We start from the raw sequence: 18,870 nt of genomic DNA, 5'->3' as shown, positions 1-18,870 counted from the left end.
TCTTCAAGCTCTGGTTCTTCTACAAGCTCTGGCTCTTCTACAAGCTCTGGTTCTTCTTCAAGCTCAGGCTCTTCTAAAAGTTCAGGCTCTTCTTCAAGCTCAGTTTCCTCTGTAAGCCCCTGCTCTTCGTTTAATGTAGTAGCTAAAGATTCGATATCATCAATATCTAACTCTTCTTGGGCATCAGCTAAATCTTCTACCGAATCCGCTAACGCACTATCAATTTCAGAATCTCTTGAACCTTGTTCATCTAATTGATCATTTATGAGGCTGTCTATATCGTCTAAATCAAAATCATCACTTGTGTCTAATGACTCATCTTCTTCAAGCAACTCATTCTCTTCAAGTAAATCTCCACCTGATGAACCTTTATCAGTACTTGTAGGCTCGATTGCTTCATCAATTAAACTATCGATATCGTCTAAATCAAAATCATCACTTGTGTCTAGTGAGTCATCTTCTTCAAGTAGCTCATTCTCTTCAAGTAAATCGCCGCCTAATGAATCTCCATCAGTATCTGTAGGCTCGTTTGCTTCATCAATTAAACTATCTATGTCGTCTAAATCAAAATCATCACTTGTGTCTAGTGACTCATCTTCTTCAAGTAACTCATTCTCTTCAAGTAACTCATTCTCTTCAAGTAAATCGCCGCCTAATGAATCTCCATCAGTAGCTGTGGGCTCATTGGCTTCATCAATTAGACTATCTATATCGTCTAAATCAAAATCATCACTTGTGTCTAGTAACTCGTCTTCTTCAAGTAAACTGCTGTCTAATGAATCTTCATCAGTACTCGTAGTTTCGTTTGCTTCATCAATTAAGCTATCTATGTCATCTAAGTCAAAGTCGTCACTTGCTTGAGGTTCATCAAGAGCATTGTTCTCGCTATCTAGCTCATTCGATGTTTGATCAAGTAAATCATCAATATCAAAATCATCTTCACCAGCTAGCTCTTCACTCAATGCCGCCATTTCATCGTGAGTCTCTAAGCTATCATCTTCTGCCGTGTCACCTTTTTGCTCTGAATCAAATTCAGGCAGGCTATCATCTTCATCAAATAAACTATCTAGATCATCGTTTGTTAAAATCTCGTCATTATTTACAGGTTCATCAGTTAAATCTAAGTCAATATCTTCTAGGCTATCGTCTGAAGTTTGATCAAAGCCTTGCTGCATAAAAATATCTAGATCATCGTCATCAGTATTTTCATCATCAAAAACAATATCATCACTTAACAAGCTTTCTAGTTCATCCTGATCGAGTAAGTTTTCCCCTTCAGAAAAATCATCTAAACTATCATCATCTAAACTATCATCGTCTGGCAGCATGTCATTGTCGAGATTATCATCAAGCTGCACACTTAAGTCATCTAATGGGTCTGGTACTATAGGGTCATCATTTAAGCCTGTTACAATGTCTTCGTCGTCAGTATAAGTAGGTGTTTGTGGTAAAAAGTCGTCATCGTTTTGAGTTTCTTCTTTGCCGTCAGCACGTTTTCGTAAAAACATCACCACAGCAAAAATGATCAGTAACCCAGGAATAAACATTAATAAGCCAAGCACTATTGGGTTTGAAAATAACGAATTAAAATCAAATGACTCTTCTGGTTTTATTACTTTTTCTTTTTGTTGTGCAATGATCTCATTTTGTTTAACAATAAGTTCTTTTAATTGCTTTTGGATTTCGCTGTCTTGCCCTAATTGTAACCGGACATTTTCAAGCTCTTTTGAAATTCCTGACAATTGCTTTTTGAGCTGGTTATTTTCAACTAAAATCTCTTCAACGTTGCTTACTGAGTTTTTAAATTGCTCCTGTAAAGCCACTAATTTAGTGCTTTGCTCAGTTTTTATTTCGTTTAATTCTTTTTGAATCTCTTTTTTAGCATCATCTACGTCTATTTTACGTGCTTGTGTAACTTTTGTTTGTGCTGACGTGATTTCGCTTTGCGTAAGCGTGCCATTCTTTTTCTTTTCCCATAAACCATCATCTTGCTCAGAACGTTGTTTGGCTAGTTGTGGGTCGACACTTCTGATTTCAGCTAAAGTAGGTATTTTTAAAAAAGCACCACTTTGCATGTGGTTAAGATTTTGTTCTAAAAAGGAGTTTGGGTTTTTGTTATACAAGGCTTGCATAACTTGATAAATACTAACTGAGTTATCGGGACGTACTTTCGCGGCAATACGCCACAGAGTATCAGTTGGTTTTATTGGCCCAATTGATCGCCCTTGCGCACCATAGTCAGCGCCCTTTGGCCCCTTTAATTGGGTACTGTCTTGAGAGTAAAGCGGAGTTACTACCAATGCAGACGCTAATATAATAAGTGAAGCTAAACCGCGCATGCTGATCCTTTAATATATAATGCTACGTAATTATCTACCTTTGTAACTACGTAAACACTGATTATTCTTGCCGTTACCAACCAAATGGTTGATTCTAATTTATTATTACAATCTATTTTTATTGCAAGCTCTATTCCAGTTACAAACTATAAACCAGTTGCGGCCTAATATCCATTGCAACGCTTTGAAAATAAATACCTTAAAACTTTTTTCGTAATTCTATTTTAATCAGAAAGATCAAGGTGTTTAGTTTATTAACAAACTAAAGCGGCAATATTTTGACATCCTAAAAACAAAAGCGGCAAACTATAAAAGTTTGCCGCTTATATTAACCTCTTTATTAATTACTAATTTTATAGATAATTTGCAATTAACTCTTCTGCAATCTGAACGCTATTAGTTGCAGCGCCCTTTCGAGTGTTATCACTTACAACCCACATATTTAAACCATGGGGATGTGAAATATCGGCGCGTAATCGCCCAATATAAACTGTATCGTTGCCGCTTGCATCAGATACTGCAGTTGGGTAATCCCCTTCATCATCAATTAGCTCAACACCAGGTGCATCGTTTAATAATTGCTTTACGTGCTCAAAATCGTAAGGCATTCGTGTTTCTATGTTAATAGACTCAGAATGACCAAAAAATACAGGCACTCGCACACATGTAGGATTAACTGCAATAGTCGTATCACCTAAAATTTTATGTGTTTCGTTAACCATTTTCATTTCTTCGCGGGTATAGCCGTTATCTTCAAAACTATCTATTTGTGGAATTACGTTAAATGCTATTTGTTTTGGAAATATTTCGTTTTCCATAGGGCGAGCATTCATTAAATTGGCTGTTTGTTTGGCAAGTTCGTCTACAGCTTCTTTACCTGCACCCGACACAGCTTGGTATGTCGATACATTTACTCGATCAATTCCATAAGCATCGTATATCGGTTTAAGTGCCAGCATCATTTGGATGGTTGAGCAGTTAGGGTTCGCTATAATATTTTTATTTCTAAAGTCAACTAAGCTTGAAGCATTAACCTCAGGCACTATAAGTGGTACTTCAAAGTCATTTCTAAAGTGTGATGTGTTGTCGATAACTACACATCCAGCCTCTGCTGCAATAGGTGCATATTTTTCTGATACACTGCCGCCGGCTGAAAATAAACCAATATGTGCTTGGCTAAAGTCAAAGCCTTCAACGTCTAGTACTTCTATGGTTTCACCACGAAACTTTATATCTTCACCAGCACTTCGACTACTAGCAAGTAAAAAAAGTTGATCCACTGGAAACTTACGATCTTCAAGTGTTTCTATGATCTGACGGCCTACTAAACCAGTAGCACCGAGTACGGCAACGTTATATTTTTGCGACATATTTATTCCTCTATTAGCGGTGTTAAAGCAACACCACAGATTAAATTAGTTTGCTGTTGTAAAGCCTAGCTGATTCAACTTTGCCATTAGATCTGGTGCTGCTTGCACTTCTAACGTACTGAACTCGCGCCTTACTGGATAGTTTTTGCGTAGGCTATCAAACCCATCTTTAGCTAAGTGACGAAGTAAAATGCCGTCATCGCGGCGAACATCGTAAATTAAGTGTACTAAACGTGCTATGTCTTCGTCTTCAAAGCTCGGTTGTAAAGTTGCTTGAGTAATTACAGGCTCAGGTAGAAAATCATCGAGTGATTTAACGCCCTTAACATTTTTTAGTTCGCATAATGCTTGATATAACATTTGCGTACCTCGGGCTTTCCCTTCAAGAGTGTGCCCCGCAATATGCACACTGGCATAGCGAACATGATCAAGCAACGGTGTTAATATGTCTGGTTCGTTTTCCCATACATCTAACACTAAATCTAGGTCTGCACCTTGCTCCATTACTTTTAGTAATGCTCGATTATCAATAACTTCACCTCTACAAGCATTAATTAAAATTAACCCAGGTTTAAGTGCTTTTAAACGTGTTTGATCTATCAAATGAAGCGTTTTATGTTTACCAGTTTTGATTAGCGGAACATGTAAAGTAACAACATCGCTTTTAGCCAATAACTCATCAAGTCCTATGTGCTCTTTTAATAAGCCTTGCTCATGTTTTAGTGGATCACATAGTAAAACATTAACGTTTAGCGCTTTTAGTTTATCAGCTAAACAGCTGCCTATATTACCAACGCCTACAATACCTATTGTTTTACCGCTAAGTGGCTGTGCATTTTCTTGAGCTAAAGCATATAAACTACTGATTACATATTCAGCAACAGCGATAGCATTGCAACCTGGGGCACTACTAAATGCAATGTTTTTATCGCTTAGTAAATGAGTGTCTATATGATCTACACCAATGGTTGCTGTACCAACAAAGCTCAGCTTATTAGCACACGCTAAAAGCGTAGTATCTACTTTTGTGACAGAACGAGTGAGTAGTACATCTACATCAATTAATTGTTCTGGTGTTAATTTGCGGCCATCAAAGCGTTCAACCTCACCAAAGTCTGCAAAGTACTGCTCAACTAAAGGCATATTTTGATCGGCAAGAATTTTCATCTGAGGACTCGTTTGCAATTAAGAGGCGCTATTGTAACGAACAATTTGGCCTATACACAAACTAAAAAGGCCGAATCAAAAGCTGATTCGGCCTATATTACAAAATAAAATAGTCGTATTCGTAAGTTACATACTTTTTAAAAATATTTTAGCTTATAACTCAAAATCTTTTTTGAATTTTAAGCCAAACTCACTACGGTCATTACTGCGCATAACACCAACAAAGCCAGATTGTTGTAAGCGACCTACATCGTAAACTTCGTTCAATACGTTTTCACCGTATATCGTAACTTCCATGTCGCCGTAAGGGTTCGTGTAAGATACATTAAAACCAACTAACTCACGTGAGTCTATAGTTTCACTTTCATTGTAAACCGATTGTCCTTGCATATCGCTACGATATGAATAGTTAGCGTTAAACGCAACTGTTGCACCGCTGTCTAAATCCATAAAGTAAGAAGGTGCAATCATGACAGTCCAACGAGGTGTAAGTGCTGGTGAGTCACCTTTACCAATCCCTTGAACGCCTGCATCGACCTCTGTAATTTCAGAGTCTAAGTAACCAACGGCACTGCGAATGGTAAAGTCGTCTGTTATTGCAACCGTTGTTTCAAGCTCAATACCTTGTGCTTTAGACTGGCCTGCATTTTCTACGATTGTTACGAAGCCACCACCTGCTGTAGGATCTGAAAATGGCAGTGCTAAGTCGGTGTAGTCAGTTACGAATACCGCTAGCATCATAGATACATTTTCATGTACTTGGCCTTTTAAGCCCATCTCGTAGTTAACCGCTTTAGTTTCATCAAATGATACAAACTGATCTGGCCCACCAAATGGGCGAGGAGGGAAACCGCCTGTTTGATAGCCTTTTTGTATTTGACCATACACATTCATGCTATTACTAATTTGGTAAGATGCATTAACATCCCACGTTACAGCGTCAAATTCAGCACTTACATATTTACGCTCTGCAAATGTTGGGAAGATAGCGTCAGCATCTTTTTCATCTTTTGAGTAGCGAAGGCCGCCACCAATACTTAAATCATCAGTTAAGTCGTAACTTGTATTAAAATAAACTGCGTATGAATTAGTTTCTTGGTTAATTTCAAAGTCGCCATAACCACCAAACGAAGGAGTTACACCATCGTTTAAGAATCCATTAGGCGTATTGAACGGGCTAAATACAAATGGTCCTGAACGCGTAAATCCATCTTCATTAAAGAAATAAAGGCCTGATACAAAATCCATATTATCGTAAGTAGCATTGAGTTGAATTTCAAACGAGTATTGGTCAGCTCCGCCTTCTTCTGGGAACTCAGATAAATTAAGTGGTGAGGCATCATCATCTAGACCGCCTTCATATTCAGAAGTACGGTAGCTTGAAATAAACTTAGCTGTATATGTGTCATCAATTGCCCAATCAGCAGTAAATGACGACCCCCAACCTGAATAAGATGTAGACTCAATACCAGCAACAGTAGTACCCAAATCATCAGGATCTGACGGGATCATGTCTTGTGTAAGTAGTGGAAAGTCACCATTGAATACATCGTTTGCATCTAGCGGTTCAGTTAATTCTATAGTGTAAGGCGATTGACCCGACTCGTTATCAACACCATCGAGAGAGAAAGTAAATGCTAAATCGCTATTCGCTTGCCACTTAAGGGCAACACGACCACTAAATTCTTCTTCCTCACCAATTTCTTTCTCGGGATTAGCTAAATTAACAGCTTCACCAACACCATCACGTGTTTTGTATGATGCACTAGCCGACATGCTTAGTTCATCGTTTAGTGAGTTATTAAAATAAACATCACCGGCAATACGCCCGCGGCTACCAATTTTTGCCGAAGTAGTAACAATACCTTCGTCACCTGGTTGTTTAGTAATTACATTTACCGCGCCACCTAAAGTATTACGACCATATAGCGTACCTTGTGGGCCACGTAAAACCTCAACACGCTCAACATTAGGTAGTGATAAGTTCGAGCCCATTTGACGGCCTAAATAAACGCCATCTAAATAAACGCCTACACCTGGATCTGTAGTGATAATATGATCTTGTAGACCAATACCACGAATAAATACAGACGCATGTGCTGCATTACCAACGCCATAGCGGGTGATATTTAAGTTTGGAACATATTTACCAATATCTTCAAGGTTACTCATATTGGCTTTATCAATAAGGTTCGCCCCAATTGATGTGATAGCGGTTGGAGATTCAAATAAGCTCTCTGTACGTTTACGAGCTGTAACTTCGATTTTTTCAAACGCGTCTTGTTTTGCTGTTGTTTTAGCTTCTTCAGCATTTACTGAGGTAGATAGTGCAGCAACAATTGCTAGGCTTAACTGTGAGAGTGTGCGTAGTTTCAAAATATTCTCCAAAGGATACCGTGTAATTTGTTATGCATTTATATTAAGAAAATATAAATTTTAGGCATAAAAAAAGATGCGTGATAGCACCTTTCCTCTGGAGGGACATTATATGACAATATTGTGAACAAATGTATGTTTTTTTAAATTAATTGAAAATACTATAAATTTTTAGCAAATACTATTCGCTTAAGATAAATTATCTTTAACCGAGACAGATATTAAAAAATTAAATAAAACAAATAACCTCTTGTAAATAAAAAGAATCCCTATCATTTAATTTTAAAATCGCTTATAAAACAACTTATTATAAATGTACTAATGTGTATAAAAAAAATACAAAAAGGCACAGGCTCATCATTGAAATTAACTAAAAATAAGAATATAGTACTAACATGCAGTCTATGGATAGAAAATTATGAATATTGCAAATACAACAGATAAACATATTCAATGTTTTAAAAACCCAAATTATACTTCCCTTTTTTGTGTTGCCGCTCACTACAATGTTTTACTTGTTAATTATCAAGCCTTAAATGTCATAACTAATTACGAACTGATTAATCAATTTATGCAGCAAAATGGCCATCAAGGTTTAGCAATTTTTGACGTCCCTAAAGACGGTGATGTATTAGCATTAAAGGAATGGCCTAATTTAAAAGGTTTATTTTATGAAGGCACCGAAGAAGAGCTTTTTACTCAAGGATTAGAAGCGATTGAACAAGGTAAATTATGGTTTCCTCGTGCAGTCACTGATGGTTGGATGAGACAAATGCTTGCCAGTGAACAACAAACTACACTGCAATCAAATAACTTAACATGTAAAGAAATTAAAGTTCTAAATTTACTTTTCTCTGGCTTGCATTCAAGTGCCATTGCAGACACTTTATTTATAAGTGAAGCTACCGTTCGTGTGCATTTGCATAAAGTTTACCAAAAAATTGCCGTTAAAAATAAACAGCAAGCATTACTTTGGTGTCAAAAAAACTTAAATAAAATTAATAATTAATAATTAATAATTAATAATTAAAGTGTAATTGGGCCAATTTGCTTATAGCCTTGATAATTACCTACAATGTTTGTTTTAGCCTCTCAATCAAAGAACGTATAAATAAATTTTAGTTTTAAAGTTCCCGTTATTATAAGAAAGCCTTAATAATTAGGCTTGAAATTTATTCTAATAAAATCATACGGTTCAGTTTTTAGTACCCACTTTTAAAACTTATGTTAAAAACCTATAAAAACCCCCTCTAAATTTATTTATACTAACTTTCTAAATTTATTAGATAAAAACTACTATCACATCTATAATCCTCATGAAATCAACATCTAAATAACAAATAGGAAATACATATGAAAAAGCTATCTGTAGCAGTAGCTGTATGTGCTGTACTTGCAACAAGTTATGCAAGCGCTGAGGTACGTATTAATGGTTTTGCATCTATTGTCGGTGGTAAAAGTCTAGACAGTGATCAGACCTTATACGGATATGACGACGATATCTCATTTAAAAATGAGAGTAAGTTCGCTTTACAACTATCTGCTGATCTTCAAGAAAAGCTAACCGCTACGGCTCAAATTATTGCGCGTGGAGAAGATGACTTTGACGCAACATTCGAATGGGCATATGTTACTTATGAATACAGCGATGAGCTGCAATTTAGCGCTGGTAAAATGCGCGTCCCTTTTTATAAATACTCAGACTTTTTAGACGTTGGCTATGCTTATCGCTGGGTACGTCCACCAAGATCAGTCTATGGCATCCCATTCTCGACTTATGAAGGGTTAAGTGTCGTTTATAACAATCAATTAGGAGATTGGGACTCTACTTTACAAGGCTTTTATGGTGCCTTTGATGGCGATATAGATGTATTTGGAAATGACCTGCCTGCAGAATTAAATAATTTAGGCGGTATAAACTGGAGCCTATCATACGACTGGTTTAGTGCGCGGGCTGCATACATTGTTGCCGACACGAGCATTTCTACTGATATCGACGACTTAAGCGATGACGATGACTTAAGTAAATTAAATGAACTTATTGCTGTACTTAACACGAGCGGTTTAACCAGCACAGCAAATGATCTTATCACGGACGAAGATGAAACAACTTTTTTTGGAATTGGCTTCTCTGTAGACTATGAAAACTTCTTATTTGATGCTGAATATACTCAGTTTGAAGTCGAGGGAAGTATTTTGGCTGAACAATCACAATACTATGCCTCTGCTGGCTATCGTATAGATGATGTTATCGTTCACCTCACCTATGAAAAAAATGATGATGAACATGATTCATCACGTTTTAATACACTTGAATCAATTCCATTATTAAATACGACTGTTAACCTTGCACTTGATAACGTGCGTGCAGAGAGCAACGTTGTCACAATTGGAGCTCGCTACGACTTCCACCCTTCAGCTGCGTTTAAAATTGACTTTAGCCGATTTGATGATGACGTCACTAACACTGAGACAGATGTTGTAGCCGTTGGTGTTGACTTAGTATTTTAATTGGAGCGGAATATGAAAAAATTAATTCTAGCTAGTGCACTTTCGATATGTTCTTTCGGTGCTTTCGCTGAAGTTGCAGTGATTGTAAACCCTGGTAATGCAAGTGCACTTGATGCAGACACTATAAAGAAGATTTACTTAGGGAAAACTAAGTCTTTTGATAACGGAAATAAGGTTAATCCAGCAACTCAAAACGGTACCGCTGTTGCTGAGGAATTCAATTCTAAGGTGGTTGGTAAATCGAGTAGCCAATTAAACGCTTACTGGTCAAAACTTGTTTTTACCGGTAAAGGCACACCGCCTGAAAAGTTGGATACAGACCAAGCTGTTATAGACTTTGTAGCGGCTAATGCAGACTCTATCGGTTATATTGATAGCAGCAAAGCCACAGATAAAGTTAAAGTGATAGCTACTTTTTAAGTGCTACTAATATATTATAAAAAAACCACCAATTAGGTGGTTTTTTTATAATTACGCTTTGCTTATTCTATTTTAAATTTAGCAGTAGCATCTAGCAGGTTATCTGAAAGATAATGAAGGTTTTTAGCTACATCCCTAACAGCGGTTAGCGAGTCCATTGTATCTTCAAATGATACATGCATATTTGTAACATTTTCTACAACCATAGCAGCAACTGACGTTTGTTCTTCGGTGGCAGCAGCAATTTGTGAATTCATTCCATTGATTTCTAACATTTGCTCTGCGATTTTCTCTATAGAAATACCTGTTTTTTCAGCTGCAGTTGCATTATCGGTAGCCATATCTCTTGCCGATGTCATTGCTGTAACTGATTCGTTAGCCGCTTCAGTTAAAGTAGTCAACAGCTCTCGGATCTCATTTGTAGAATGAGCTGTACGCGATGCAAGCTCTCTAACTTCATCAGCAACAACAGCAAAGCCTCGGCCATGCTCACCAGCACGAGCAGCCTCAATAGCTGCATTAAGTGCAAGTAAATTTGTTTGCTCGGCTATTGATGTAATAACATTTAATATTTGCGATACATTTTTTGTATCGTCTGCTAATTTATTAATTGTTGTAGCTGCGTGATTAATCTCATCACTCAACGTGCGGGAAGCGGTTACTGATGTTTGCACTTGAGTTCTACTCTGCTCAACTTCTTTCTCTGCCGTTTGCGCGGCATGAGAAGCACTTGCAGCTGATTGAGAAATATCTCCAACACTCTGCTTCATCTCTTCCATCGATTGCTTCACAATCTCAGCGTCACTGGTTTGCTTGGTCGTTGCGCGCTCCGCTTGTTCCATCCCCTGTACTAAACGAGTAGAATTTTCCATTAACGGTTCGCAAACAGCTATTATTTCTAATACCGTTTTTTTCAATATACCAATAAAAGAGTTAAAGTTTATAGATACTTGGCCTATTTCATCCTCAGAGTTAACTGTCAACTTAGTGCTTAACGAGCCTTTACCGTTTGCTAATAGGCTCAAATTATTTGCCGCATCACTTGCTGAAGAAGCAATTCGCTTAGCTATCCAAATAGCCATAAAGAGCAGTAACATAAGCGATACAATAGAAACAACTAACATTAATGTAAGCGCGTAATCAGAGCGGTCCTTTGTGCTTGCAACAAGTTCAAAAAAGCGATCATCTGCTTTTACTTGTGATGCCTTAAACTTTTCAAGTACATCATTGTAAAGCGCTGTTTTTCTCTGTGCTTGTTGCTGAATTTTACTAAAATCGGCTGTCCCATTTACCATGCCATTTGCAATGGTCGCTGATATTTTTTCATAATTTGCGAGTTGCTCTTTAGTGTCACTATGAATATAAGACGCATTTATTTTTTCTATCGCGATAATATTTAATTCAAGTTGGTTATATGTATCGGACGCTTTTTCCACTAAATCCTGCTCACCAAATGTGACCGCTTGAGTATAAAGTTCGTCTAGCTTCTCTAAAATGCCAACGTTAGCTGATGTTAACTTAACAACTTGGTAAGATGATTTTTCCATTTCATCAAGTGCAATTCTATTATCATTCATAGCAAAATAGTTGATCAAAACAATCACTAAAAATGCAACGACAGCAATACTCGTAATCGCATGTATTTTTTTACTTATGCTGAGATTTTGAAAAGAGAAGCCTGAAGCCATTGTAAATACCTTATTTTATTGTCTAAATCTATTATCGGCTTATTACTCATAAGTGTTAACTAAATTTGTAATATTTCTAGTTTTTTTTACAAATAATTCAAAAAATTAAATAACTAATTGCTCCATAAAGAAGCAGCAGTACAAATAACACTCAACATAAATTGCAGGCATAAAAAAACCAGTAACATTACTGTTACTGGTTTCTATAATTTGGTGCGGATGGGGGGACTTGAACCCCCACGCCCTAAAGCACTACCCCCTCAAGGTAGCGTGTCTACCAATTCCACCACATCCGCATTTTAAGCTTTCGCTTAAGTGTTAAACTTAATGACTTATCTGAGGTCTATAAATCGTTTAACGTTAGTTTTAAACTAAAATTAGTTAGGTACGTCAGAGCTTTGCTCTTTAGTAGCTGAAACTGGCACATCTTCTTCAGCAGGTAATACAGTTTCTGCTGCAGGTGCTGGCTCAAGGTTTTCCCACTCGTCAGTCTTTTTAATTTGACCAGCAGTAAGATTACCTAAAACAATGCTTAATACAAAAAAGACTGTTGCTAAGCTGGTTGTTGTTTTAGTCATGAAGTTACCTGCACCTGATGAGCCAAAAACAGTGCCCGAAGCACCAGCACCAAATGATGAGCCCATGTCAGCGCCTTTACCCTGTTGGATTAAAACCATACCAACTAAAGCTAGAGCTACAACTAAATAAACTACTAATAAAATTTCGTACATCTTATACGGTCCTTTTTGCACTGTTACAGATTGCAGTAAATGAATCTGCTTTAAGACTAGCTCCGCCAATTAGGCCGCCATCTATATCTGTTTGTGCAAATAATAATTCGCTATTTTTTTCGTTAACGCTACCACCATATAAGATGGTAAGCCCTTGTGCTAAATCGCTATCTAGTGATGCAATTTTATCGCGGATAAATTTATGAACAGCTTGTGCCTGCTCCGGCGATGCAGTCTTACCTGTGCCTATGGCCCAAACGGGCTCGTATGCTATCACAGAATCTTTCAGTGCTGCTACACCTAATTTTTCAATTACTGCATCAATTTGTGCAGCAACTACTTGTTCGGTTTGATCGTTTTCTTGCTCGCTTTCACTTTCACCAATACACAAGATAGGGGTTAAACCTACCTGTTGTGCTCTAGCAAATTTATCAGCTACGGTTGCATTACTCTCGTTATAAATACTACGGCGCTCTGAATGACCTACAAGTACATAGTGTGCACCTAAGTCTTTAACAAGCTGAGCATCTACCTCACCAGTAAAAGCACCTGGCGTATTTTCTGAAACAGTTTGTGTCCCAGTTACAACTCCACTTGCAATCATTGCTGATATTAGAGGGAAAGGAGGAAATAAAACAATGTCCATCTCTTGTGATTGTACATTGTTAATAGCATCAGACATTTGTTTAACTAGCTCTAAAGAGCCGTTCATTTTCCAGTTGCCCGCGACCATCGCCTTGCGTGTTGCCATTTTTCCACTCCATATTAGAAAGCGGGCGAGATATTAACTTTTCTCGCCCAAAGTTACAAGAGGTTATTGTTATCAATCAGTTTGTTTGCTCATAGATTCGACAACCGCTGCAATTCTTTTAGCGCTGTCTAATACTATTTTTTCTTGTTCAGCTTCAACCATAACACGAACTACTGGCTCAGTACCTGATTTACGAAGTAAAACACGCCCTTTATCACCTAAAGTTTTTTCAACTTCTGCCACCGCATCGAGTACTTCGCTTGCTTTTGTAGGATCGGTACCGGGTGTATAACGCACATTGATCATTTTCATTGGGTACTTGGTAAAACCGGCACCTAAATCTTGTAATGTTCGATTTTGCGCAACCATAGCGGCAAGTACTTGAAGGCTTGAAATAATACCATCACCGGTACTAATTAAATCTAAATTTAAAACATGGCCTGAGCTCTCTCCGCCAATTTTCCAGCCTTTTTGTTGAAGCACTTCCATAACATAACGGTCGCCCACTTTGCTGCGCGCAAAGTCTATACCTTTAGCCTTTAGAGCATTTTCAAGGCCCATATTAGACATAACGGTACCAACTACTCCACCGCCCAGCATATGATCATCTGCAGCTTGGCACGCTATAATATAAACTAAGTCATCACCGTCAAATACACGGCCATTATGATCGACCATCATTACACGATCGCCATCACCATCATAGGCAATGCCCACATCGGCTTTGTGCTCTAGTACTTTACGTTTTAATGTATCTACATGCGTTGCACCACATTCGTGATTAATATTAACCCCATTAGGTTCACAAGCATGAGTAATAACCTCAGCACCAAGCTCTCGCATTACTGAAGGTGCAATATGATAGGTTGCGCCATTTGCGCAATCTAAAACAATTTTAAGCCCCTCTAGTGAAAGACCTTGAGGAAACTGGCTTTTACAAAATTCAATATAACGCCCATCAGCGCTAACTAAGCGTGATGCTTTACCAAGCTTGTCAGATGCAACACACGTCATCTGTTCGTCAAGCATCGCTTCTATTTCAAGCTCAACAGCATCATCAAGTTTTAAGCCTTGACCATTAAAAAACTTAATACCATTATCGTAATAAGGGTTATGCGAAGCACTAATAACAATGCCCGCCTCAGCTCTAAATGTTTGTGCTAAATATGCAACTGCGGGAGTTGGCATTGGACCGAGCAATACTACATCAATACCTGCAGCAATAAGGCCTGCTTCTAGTGCGGTTTCAAGCATATAGCCAGAAATACGGGTATCCTTACCTATAATTACTTTCTTTGTGCCGCTTTGTGATAATACTCGCCCTGCAGCCCAACCTAATTTCATTGCAAATTCAGGGTTTATGGGAGCTGTGCCTACTAAACCACGTACGCCGTCAGTGCCAAAATATTTTCTTTCTTTCATTGTGTAATTCCTTTATCGCACGCTTGATATACACCAAGTACATCTGCGGTTTCTTTTACATCGTGTACACGAATAATTTTTGCGCCATTTTGCGCTGCTATTAATGCACCGGCTAAGCTACCTGCAAGGCGCTCACTAGTGTCTCTATTTAATAAATTACCTATCATCGACTTACGCGATAAACCAGCAAGTAAGGGTAAGTCAAATTTATTAAAGTCATTAAACTGAGCCAATATTTGATAATTATGGCTCAATGTTTTTCCAAATCCGAATCCAGGGTCAAGAATAAGCTGCTCTCGCTTAATCCCAGCTGTTTCACATGCGTTAATACGCTGAGTAAAAAAAGTGTTTATATCTGAAAATAAATCATCGTAATGAGGGGCTGATTGCATACTACGAGGCTGGCCTTGCATGTGCATTAGACAAATAGCCACATCGCTGTGTTTTGCTACAACCTCTAATGCGCCCTCGTTTTGAAGTGCTCTTACATCATTTATAATGTCGGCCCCGGCTAGTAAAGCTTGCTCCATTACCATTGCCTTACTTGTGTCTATAGAAATAATACAGTCACTGTGCTCACGAATGGCATTAATTGCGGGAATGACGCGCGCAAGCTCATCTTCAAGAGATACATCAGGGGCACCAGGACGGGTAGATTCACCGCCTATATCAATTATTTGCGCGCCATCATTTAACAACTGCATAGCTTGATTGAGTGCGGTAACGGGGTCTATAAACTGCCCACCATCAGAAAAAGAATCTGGTGTAACATTTAATATTCCCATAATCACTGGAGTTTCTAGGCTGAGCTTACGGCCTCTTGGAAGCTTTAATTCGTTAGTCATTGCCAACCTTTTATTCTTATTTCTAAATAGTTGATACAAAAAAGCCCCGAAGTACGGGGCTTTCATAACTATTTTAACGATTATTCAGCTTTGTCATCAAGGTTTGTTTCATCTTTTTTTGATGAATCATCTGGTTTTTGAGTTTCTTCAATAACCGGCTCTTGAGGTGCTTGGGCTTTTTCAGGCTTAGCTTCATGACGGTCATGCGCATCGCGAGGTTCACGAACTGGCTGACGTGCCATTAAATCATCAATTTGTTTAGCATCGATTGTTTCATATTTCATCAGTGCATCTTTCATTGAGTGAAGAATATCGATGTTTTCTTTTAATATATCTTCTGCTCGCTGATAGTTACGATCTGAGAACAAGCGTACCTCAGCATCAATTACTTTAGCCGTATCATCCGACATGCTCGATGCACGACTTCCGCCGCCACCCATGTACATCTCGTTCTGATCTTCAGCGTAAAGTAACGGTCCAAGTTTTTCACTTAAACCCCAATGTGTAACCATTTTACGTGCAATATCAGTTGCGCGCTCAATATCGTTACTTGCACCGGTTGTTACTTTGTCAGCACCATAAATAAGTGCTTCAGCAATACGGCCACCATAAAGGCTTGAAATCATAGACTCTAAAAGCTCTTTAGAATGGCTAACACGATCTTGCTCTGGTAAGTACATTGTTACACCCAGCGCGCGACCACGTGGAATGATAGATACTTTATAAACAGGGTCATGTTCTGGCACCATACGGCCAACAATTGCATGGCCTGCTTCGTGGTAAGCCGTCATTTCTTTTTCTTGCTCGCTCATCACCATGGTCTTACGCTCTGCGCCCATCATGATTTTATCTTTAGCAGCGTCAAACTCAGCCATATTAACAACACGTTTATTACCACGTGCAGCATAAAGAGCAGCTTCATTTACTAAGTTTGCTAAATCAGCACCTGAAAAACCAGGTGTACCACGAGCAATAACAGCCGCTTCTACGTTGTCGCCTAATGGCACTTTACGCATGTGAACTTTAAGTATTTGTTCACGGCCGCGAATATCTGGTAAACCTACTTCTACTTGGCGGTCAAAACGACCTGGACGAAGTAATGCAGGGTCAAGTACATCTGGGCGGTTAGTAGCAGCAATAACAATGATGCCTTCATTACCACCAAAACCATCCATCTCTACTAGCATTTGGTTTAATGTTTGTTCGCGCTCATCATTACCGCCGCCCATACCTGCGCCACGTTTGCGACCAACGGCATCAATTTCATCTATAAAGATAATACAAGGGGCTGCTTTTTTAGCTTGTTCAAACATGTCACGAACACGTGATGCACCAACACCTACAAACATTTCTACAAAGTCAGAACCTGAAATTGTGAAAAATGGTACTTTTGCTTCACCTGCCACCGCTTTCGCTAGCAACGTTTTACCTGTACCAGGAGGACCAACCATTAGTACACCCTTAGGTATACTGCCGCCTAGCTTTTGGAATTTAGATGGGTCGCGTAAAAAGTCTACCAATTCGGTAACGTCTTCTTTTGCTTCATCACAACCGGCAACATCAGCAAAGGTTGTTTTAATTTGATCTTCGCTCATTAAGCGCGCTTTGCTCTTACCGAACGACATCGCACCTTTACCGCCACCGCCTTGCATTTGACGCATGAAGAATATCCATACACCAATGAGCAGTATCATCGGGAACCAAGAAATAAATATACTCGCTAAAAATGATTGTTCTTCAGGTTGAACCCCTTTCACATTTACATCATTTTTAAGCAAATCATTAATTAAATCTTCATCGTACATTGGCATTGTTGTTTGAAAACGTTCGCCACTGCTTTTAGTGCCCGTAATATTTCCTGTACCACGGTCAATAATAACTTCTTGTAAAGAGCCACTACGTACATCTTTTACAAATTGAGTGTAACTTGTTTGACGATCAACTTGATCGCCGCCATTAAAGCTCTGAAAGACTGACATCAGCACAACTGCAATCACCAGCCATAGTATTAAATTTTTCGCCATATCGCTCAAGGGGTTAACCTCTTGTATCCAATTAATTTAAATTCAACTAAACGCCAAGCAACTGTACTACAGTTTGTATCCAGTCGCTACTATATATACTTCCCGAGAACGGGCACGTGAGGCATCAGGTTTGCGTATTTTCACTGCTTTAAAACTATTACGTACATCCTGCAAGTATTGATCAAAGCCTTCACCTTGGAAAACTTTAACAATAAATGCGCCATTTTTCTTTAAAACTTGGTTACACATATCTAGTGCAAGTTCCACTAAGTACATGCTACCGGCTTGATCTACCGAGTTATTGCCACTCATATTAGGTGCCATATCAGAGAGTACCACATCAACATTTTTACCATCAATGCGTTTTAACAATGCATTCAATACAGCCTCTTCACGAAAGTCGCCTTGTAAAAAATCAACACCCGCAAGTGAGTCCATAGGTAATATGTCACACGCAACAACCTGCCCTTTGTCACCTACTTTCTCAGCCAAATATTGTGACCAACTTCCAGGAGCAGCCCCTAAGTCGACCACAGTCATACCAGGGCGAAGTAACTTATCTCTATTTTGTACTTCATCTAATTTAAAAACCGCTCTAGAACGCCAGCCTTTTTTTTGCGCTTCTTGAACATATTTATCATCAAAATGTTCTTTCAGCCAACGCTGTGAACTGGCTGACTGTTTTTTATTTGTCATAAATTAACACGCAACTAATTAGTAATATTCTTTAGATGGCGTTAGAATACCCTTAATTCAAGCCATATTCAGCAAAATTTGTATAAACATGACATTATCAAACAAACAAAAGCAGTTTTTAAAAGGTCAGGCACATAGCCTCAAGCCTGTAGTTTTACTAGGTTCTAACGGTTTAACCGAAGGCGTAGTAGTTGAAATTCAAAGTGCATTAGAAATTCACGAATTAATCAAAGTGAAAGTACCCACTGACGATCGCGAAACTAAAGCCCTAATTTTTGATGCTATTATTCGTGAAACTGGCGCGACTAAACTACAAACGATTGGTCACACTATTGTGCTTTATCGCCAAAGTGTTGAGAAAAAGATCCAATTGCCGCGTAACTAATTAGTCCTATTCAAAGGATTTAGAACGTTTAATTAAAAAAACCAGCTTAATGCTGGTTTTTTGTTATTTAACTAGGGCGTGTTGATCTTTGCGGATTGAAATTTGTTCAATCTAGGGACGACTAAATCGCGGCGCGAGGTTTGTA

15 protein-coding genes and 1 tRNA gene are annotated in these 18,870 nt (G+C 38.5%); 4 read left to right on the top strand and 12 right to left on the bottom strand.

Features of this window, described 5'->3' with window-relative positions; all coding sequences use genetic code 11:
* The 4 genes from CWC11_RS18025 to CWC11_RS18010 form a co-directional block, all read right to left on the bottom strand.
* Window positions 1-2,339, bottom strand: a 2,339-nt coding sequence (locus tag CWC11_RS18025) for a FimV/HubP family polar landmark protein (protein ID WP_283241013.1), incomplete at its 3' end; no start/stop codon positions are given.
* 353 nt (window positions 2,340-2,692) lie between these two features.
* A complete protein-coding gene (locus CWC11_RS18020; RefSeq protein WP_138683793.1) occupies window positions 2,693-3,709 on the bottom strand; it encodes an aspartate-semialdehyde dehydrogenase in 1,017 nt (338 codons plus the stop codon).
* A 45-nt stretch (window positions 3,710-3,754) separates the two neighbouring features.
* On the bottom strand, window positions 3,755-4,876 hold the full coding sequence (locus tag CWC11_RS18015) for a 4-phosphoerythronate dehydrogenase (RefSeq protein ID WP_138683792.1): 1,122 nt from the start codon (window positions 4,874-4,876) through the stop codon (window positions 3,755-3,757).
* 153 nt (window positions 4,877-5,029) lie between these two features.
* Window positions 5,030-7,252 (bottom strand): TonB-dependent receptor, encoded by a 2,223-nt coding sequence (locus CWC11_RS18010; protein ID WP_138683791.1) that lies wholly within the window; start codon window positions 7,250-7,252, stop codon window positions 5,030-5,032.
* Between the two features lie 418 nt (window positions 7,253-7,670).
* On the opposite strand from CWC11_RS18010, the gene CWC11_RS18005 reads away from it, so the two are divergent.
* The 3 genes from CWC11_RS18005 (at window position 7,671) to CWC11_RS17995 (ending at window position 10,183) form a co-directional block, all read left to right on the top strand.
* Complete coding sequence (locus tag CWC11_RS18005; RefSeq protein ID WP_058548429.1) at window positions 7,671-8,261, top strand: LuxR C-terminal-related transcriptional regulator; 591 nt, start codon at window positions 7,671-7,673, stop codon at window positions 8,259-8,261.
* Between the two features lie 344 nt (window positions 8,262-8,605).
* Window positions 8,606-9,763: a porin gene (locus tag CWC11_RS18000; protein WP_138683790.1), complete on the top strand. Its 1,158-nt coding sequence runs from the start codon at window positions 8,606-8,608 to the stop codon at window positions 9,761-9,763.
* Between the two features lie 12 nt (window positions 9,764-9,775).
* Window positions 9,776-10,183: a type 2 periplasmic-binding domain-containing protein gene (locus tag CWC11_RS17995; RefSeq protein WP_138683789.1), complete on the top strand. Its 408-nt coding sequence runs from the start codon at window positions 9,776-9,778 to the stop codon at window positions 10,181-10,183.
* 62 nt (window positions 10,184-10,245) lie between these two features.
* On the opposite strand, the gene CWC11_RS17990 is transcribed toward CWC11_RS17995, so the two are convergent.
* From CWC11_RS17990 to rlmE, 8 genes are all read right to left on the bottom strand, one after another.
* A complete protein-coding gene (locus CWC11_RS17990) occupies window positions 10,246-11,871 on the bottom strand; it encodes a methyl-accepting chemotaxis protein (RefSeq protein WP_138683788.1) in 1,626 nt (541 codons plus the stop codon).
* Window positions 11,872-12,082: 211 nt separating this feature from the next.
* Window positions 12,083-12,167 (bottom strand) — tRNA-Leu (locus CWC11_RS17985).
* Between the two features lie 81 nt (window positions 12,168-12,248).
* Window positions 12,249-12,602, bottom strand: coding sequence for a preprotein translocase subunit SecG (gene secG, locus CWC11_RS17980; protein ID WP_138683787.1), 354 nt, complete (start codon window positions 12,600-12,602; stop codon window positions 12,249-12,251).
* A 1-nt stretch (window position 12,603) separates the two neighbouring features.
* The gene (gene tpiA, locus CWC11_RS17975; RefSeq protein ID WP_138683786.1) at window positions 12,604-13,353 is read right to left on the bottom strand and encodes a triose-phosphate isomerase; all 750 of its coding nucleotides are present in this window, start codon (window positions 13,351-13,353) and stop codon (window positions 12,604-12,606) included.
* Window positions 13,354-13,425: 72 nt separating this feature from the next.
* Window positions 13,426-14,775: a phosphoglucosamine mutase gene (glmM, locus tag CWC11_RS17970; RefSeq protein ID WP_104643048.1), complete on the bottom strand. Its 1,350-nt coding sequence runs from the start codon at window positions 14,773-14,775 to the stop codon at window positions 13,426-13,428.
* A complete protein-coding gene (gene folP / locus CWC11_RS17965) occupies window positions 14,772-15,620 on the bottom strand; it encodes a dihydropteroate synthase (protein ID WP_138683785.1) in 849 nt (282 codons plus the stop codon). The genes glmM and folP overlap by 4 nt, the downstream gene beginning before the upstream one ends.
* 80 nt (window positions 15,621-15,700) lie before the next feature.
* Entirely contained in the window at window positions 15,701-17,644 is a 1,944-nt protein-coding gene (gene ftsH / locus CWC11_RS17960) for an ATP-dependent zinc metalloprotease FtsH (protein WP_058548721.1), read from the bottom strand.
* 66 nt (window positions 17,645-17,710) lie between these two features.
* Window positions 17,711-18,340, bottom strand: a complete 630-nt coding sequence (rlmE, locus tag CWC11_RS17955; protein WP_058548437.1) for a 23S rRNA (uridine(2552)-2'-O)-methyltransferase RlmE — start codon at window positions 18,338-18,340, stop codon at window positions 17,711-17,713.
* Window positions 18,341-18,428: 88 nt separating this feature from the next.
* Between rlmE and yhbY the strand changes: the two genes are divergently transcribed.
* Entirely contained in the window at window positions 18,429-18,725 is a 297-nt protein-coding gene (yhbY, locus tag CWC11_RS17950) for a ribosome assembly RNA-binding protein YhbY (RefSeq protein ID WP_058548438.1), read from the top strand.
* The last annotated feature ends 145 nt before the right edge of the window (window positions 18,726-18,870 follow it).

The sequence above is a fragment of the Pseudoalteromonas sp. S3178 genome (assembly GCF_005886985.1).
GTDB classification, from domain to species: Bacteria; Pseudomonadota; Gammaproteobacteria; order Enterobacterales; family Alteromonadaceae; genus Pseudoalteromonas; species Pseudoalteromonas carrageenovora.
The sequence above is the reverse complement of the archived record's forward strand: the minus strand, read 5'-3'. Positions and strand labels throughout refer to the sequence as shown.